General features: G+C 66.1%; 4 protein-coding genes. 3 read left to right on the top strand and 1 reads right to left on the bottom strand.

Translation table 11 applies throughout. The features are described from left to right. Window positions 1-152 precede the first annotated feature (152 nt). The 3 genes from HP546_RS27265 to HP546_RS27255 all read left to right on the top strand — a co-directional run bounded on the left by HP546_RS27265 (window position 153) and on the right by HP546_RS27255 (window position 3,095). Window positions 153-1,388, top strand: coding sequence for a LuxR C-terminal-related transcriptional regulator (locus HP546_RS27265; protein ID WP_172232051.1), 1,236 nt, complete (start codon window positions 153-155; stop codon window positions 1,386-1,388). 93 nt (window positions 1,389-1,481) lie between these two features. Then, window positions 1,482-2,249, top strand: a complete 768-nt coding sequence (locus tag HP546_RS27260) for an SDR family oxidoreductase (protein WP_172232048.1) — start codon at window positions 1,482-1,484, stop codon at window positions 2,247-2,249. Window positions 2,250-2,261: 12 nt separating this feature from the next. Then, window positions 2,262-3,095 (top strand): SDR family NAD(P)-dependent oxidoreductase, encoded by an 834-nt coding sequence (locus HP546_RS27255; protein WP_172232045.1) that lies wholly within the window; start codon window positions 2,262-2,264, stop codon window positions 3,093-3,095. 173 nt (window positions 3,096-3,268) lie between these two features. Here the strand turns inward: HP546_RS27255 and dmpG are convergent. Continuing rightward, window positions 3,269-3,895 (bottom strand): 4-hydroxy-2-oxovalerate aldolase (gene dmpG, locus HP546_RS27250; protein WP_172232042.1); only part of this gene is annotated, 627 nt, incomplete at its 5' end.

Below are 3,895 nucleotides of genomic sequence, written 5' to 3'. Positions count from 1 at the left end.
CGAAATAAACCCGGTGCCCCTATTGTCGGCACCGGGCCCTGCCAGCGAGACTTGGCCACGGGCAACTGTTGCAGCAAAGGGCCGCCGGCCCAAGCCGAAATTATAAAAATAACAAGGGAAGGCCCACGCCTTACCCGAGCGAGGAGAAGACTGTGGACACAGCTGTCTTGACCCATGATGCACTGGCCGCCCTCGGCCTCGACCTGGCCGCCTACGACCGCCTGGTCGGCGAGGTTTATGAAGGCGCCCTCGACCCCAAGCTGATGGCCCGGGCCCTGGGCAGCTTCCGTACCCTCTACGAAGCCAACTACGTCACCCTGATCCTGCGTGTGCCCGACCAGCCCGACATGGGCGTGATGATCATTTCCGGCGATATCGAAGGGGCGGGCGATGTCAGCTACATGACCTACCCGCAGACCAATTCGCCGTTCGCCAACCAGCCCCTCGACCATGTGTTCACCGTCGATGACATCATGAGCTCGACCGAGTGGGAGCTCAGCGGTTACTTCAAGATGTTCTGTGGCCCGCAGGACGTCTACCACGTGATGGGGGCAGACATCTCCACCCCTGACGGCGGCAAACTGCGGTTTCGCATCACCCGGCCCAAGCGCTCGGCCAACTTCTCGGCCCATGAACGCGCGCTGTGCGGCATGTTCCTGCCCCACCTGCGCCGGGCCTTGCAGGTGCACAACCTACTGGACCGCAGCGAATCGCTGAGCGACCTGTATTCCCAGGCCATCAGCCGGCTTTCGGTGGCGACCCTGGTGCTGGACGAAAGCGGCAGCGTGCTGCGGGTCAACCCCGTGGCCCAGGACATCCTTGCCAGTGCCGACGGCCTGAAGCTGGTCGGCGGGCGCCTGGAGGCCACCTACCCGAGCGACAACCGTGAACTGCAGCGCCTGATTCGCGCGGCCTTTTCCCCCGACGCACCGAAGAGCGCCGAGGCGATGTCGGTGACCCGGCCGTCGGGGCTGGTCAACCTGGGGCTGGTAGTGGAGTCGATCCCGTCGCTGGACTGGGCCGAGGAAAAAGGCAAGCCGGCGGCGCTGGTGTATATCCGCGATGCCGCCAGCAAGTCGTTGGCCAGTGAGGTGGTGACCAAGCAGCTGTTCAACCTGACCCGCGCCGAAACCGCGCTGGCCATGGAATTGGCCAATGGCCTGTCCCTGGAAGAGGCCGCCGAGGTGCTGAACATCCGCCGCAACACCGCCCGTGCGCACTTGCGCTCGATCTTTTCCAAGACCGGTGTGCGGCGCCAGACCGAGCTGGTGCGCATCCTGCTCAACAGCGTGGTCGCGTTGGGGAAGCCCAAGGTGGCGCTGAAAACCATAGACCGCCTCAAGGTGCCGCCCCCCCAACTGGCAGTCGCCTTGCCACGCCGGGCCTGAAGCCACCCCATCGCGCCGGATGTAGTCCGCCAGGACGATGCCGGCGCGTGCACCACCTGCCGATACTGGCCGCACCCATCATGGAGATTCACTATGTCTGTTACAGCTATCAGTGGCAGTGCCTCGGGCATTGGCGCAGCGGTGAGTGCTGCGTTGCGTGCGGCGGGGCATGAGGTAATCGGTATCGACCGCAGCAATGCCGAGGTTATCGCCGACCTGTCCACCGCCCAGGGGCGGCAAGCCGCCATCGACCAGGTGCTGGAACGCAGCGGCGGGGTACTGGACGGCCTGGTGTGTTGTGCCGGGGTTGGCGTTACCGCGCCGTCCTGCGGGCTGGTGCTGGCGGTCAACTACTTTGGTGTCAGCCAGTTGCTCGATGGCCTGCAGGATGCCCTGGCCCGTGGCCAGGCACCGGCGGCGCTGGTGATCGGCTCGGTAGCGTCGACCCAGCCGGGTGCCGAGCAGCAGCCGATGACGGCGGCGATGCTGGAGGGGGACGAGGCCAGCGCAGTGCAGTTGGCCAATACGCTGGGCCAGCCGCATATCGCCTATGCCTGCTCCAAGTATGCTGTGACCCACCAGGCCCGGCGACTGGCGCCGGCCTGGGCCGACCGCGGCATACGCCTGAACGTGGTAGCACCCGGTGCGGTGCAGACGCCGCTGCACCAGGCGTCGCTGGACGATGCCCGGTTTGGCCAGGCGGTGCGTGACTTTGTTGCGCCGCTGGGGCGTGCTGGCACCCCGGATGAAATCGCCGCACTGGTGGCGTTCCTGCAGTCCGGGCAGGCGGCGTTCATCCATGGCAGCGTGGTGTTCATCGATGGCGGTATGGACGCAATGGTGCGTGCGCCGCGCTTCTGAAAAGGATCTTGCATGAACAAAGTGGCTTTCATTACCGGCGCCAGCCGTGGCATCGGTCGGGCGGCGGCATTGGCCTTCGCCCGCGCCGGCTATGATGTGGCGATCAGCGCACGCACCCTGGAAGAGGGCGAGCAGCACCCGCATGCCCTGCGTGATGCCAGCGGCGCGCCGCTGGCGGGCAGCCTCAACGCGACCGCCGACGCTATCTGCAGCCTGGGTGGCAGGGCGTTGGTGGTGCCGATGGACCTGCTGGACAGCAGCACGGCCGAACAGGCCTGCGCAACGGTACTGGCCGAGTTCGGCCGTATCGATGTGCTGGTGAACAATGCGATCTACCAGGGCAGTGACCTTAACGCGACCTTTCTGGCGCTGCAGCCGGAGACCCTCGAGCGCATGTTCACCGGTTATATCCTCAGCCCGTTCCTGCTGACCCGGGCGGTGGTGCAGCGGATGCTGGGGCAGGGCGGCGGGGTGGTCATCAACGTCACCTCTGGCGCCGGTGAAAGCGACCCGCCGGTGGCGGCGGACAAAGGCGGCTGGGGTTATGCCTACGGTGCCGGCAAGGCAGCGGTGTCGCGGCTTTCCGGCATGCTTTCGGTGGAACTGGGCGAGCGCGGTATCCGTGCCTATACCCTCAACCCCGGCGTGGTCACCACCGAAGCGCTGAAGGCGACCATCGGTGAGCAGGGCGTGATTGCCCTGCGCGCCGGCAGCGCCCCGCCCGAGGTACCGGCGGCGGTGATGCTGTGGCTGGCCGAGGATCAACGCGCGCCGCAGTACCAGCGGCGCACCGTGGCGGCACAGGCGTTGGCGCTGCAATATGGGATTGTGGCTGACTGGCGCTAGGCGACTGCGGTGAATGGCACCGGCTTTGCCGGTGTTCGCGGGTGAACCCGCTCCTACAGGATTGCATCGGGGCTGACAGGTGCTCGCCACAGCATTTTTAGCGCCTGTGAGATCGAGCGCCGCCCGCGCGGCGCTCGATCTCACAGGCGCTAAGAATGCTGTGGCCAGCTCACTCAGCCGCGCTGGCGCGCCAGGGTCATGGCGGTATCCTCGATCATGTCTTCCTGCCCCCCCACCATCCCGCGGCGCCCCATCTCCACCAGAATCTCCCGCGCCGACACGCCGTACTTCTGCTCGGCGCGCTTGGCGAACAGCAGGAACGAGCCGTACACCCCGGCATACCCCATGGTCAGCGCATCGCGGTCGCTGCGAATAGGGAAGTCCATGATCGGCACCACCAGGTCTTCAGCGACATCCTGAATGGCAAATACATCCACCCCGGTCTCGATACCCATGCGCTTGCACACCGCCACCAGCACTTCCATCGGCGTGTTGCCAGCGCCCGCGCCCAGGCCCGCGCAGGCCGCGTCGATCCGGTTGGCACCGGCGGCAATCGCAGCGATCGAGTTGGCCACACCCATCGACAGGTTGTGGTGCCCGTGAAAGCCGATCTCGGTTTCCGGCCGCAGCGCAGCGCGCATCGCCGCCACCCGCTCGCTGACCTGGTGGGGCAACAGGTAGCCGGCGGAATCGGTCAGGTAGATGCAGTTGGCGCCGTAGCTTTCCATCAGCCTGCCTTGGGTCACCAGGCCTTCGGCGCTGTTCATGTGCGCCATCATCAGGAAACCCACGGTGTCCAT

Origin of the sequence: Pseudomonas sp. CM25 (assembly GCF_013179705.1) — a bacterium.
Lineage (GTDB): Bacteria > Pseudomonadota > Gammaproteobacteria > Pseudomonadales > Pseudomonadaceae > Aquipseudomonas.
This window is presented reverse-complemented; position numbering and strand designations above follow the sequence as displayed.

Coding starts and splice junctions, on each gene's coding strand:
- HP546_RS27260 (WP_172232048.1), top strand. CDS start 1,482: ATGTCTGTTACAGCTATCAGTGGCAGTGCCTCGGGCATTGGCGCAGCG.
- HP546_RS27255 (WP_172232045.1), top strand. CDS start 2,262: ATGAACAAAGTGGCTTTCATTACCGGCGCCAGCCGTGGCATCGGTCGG.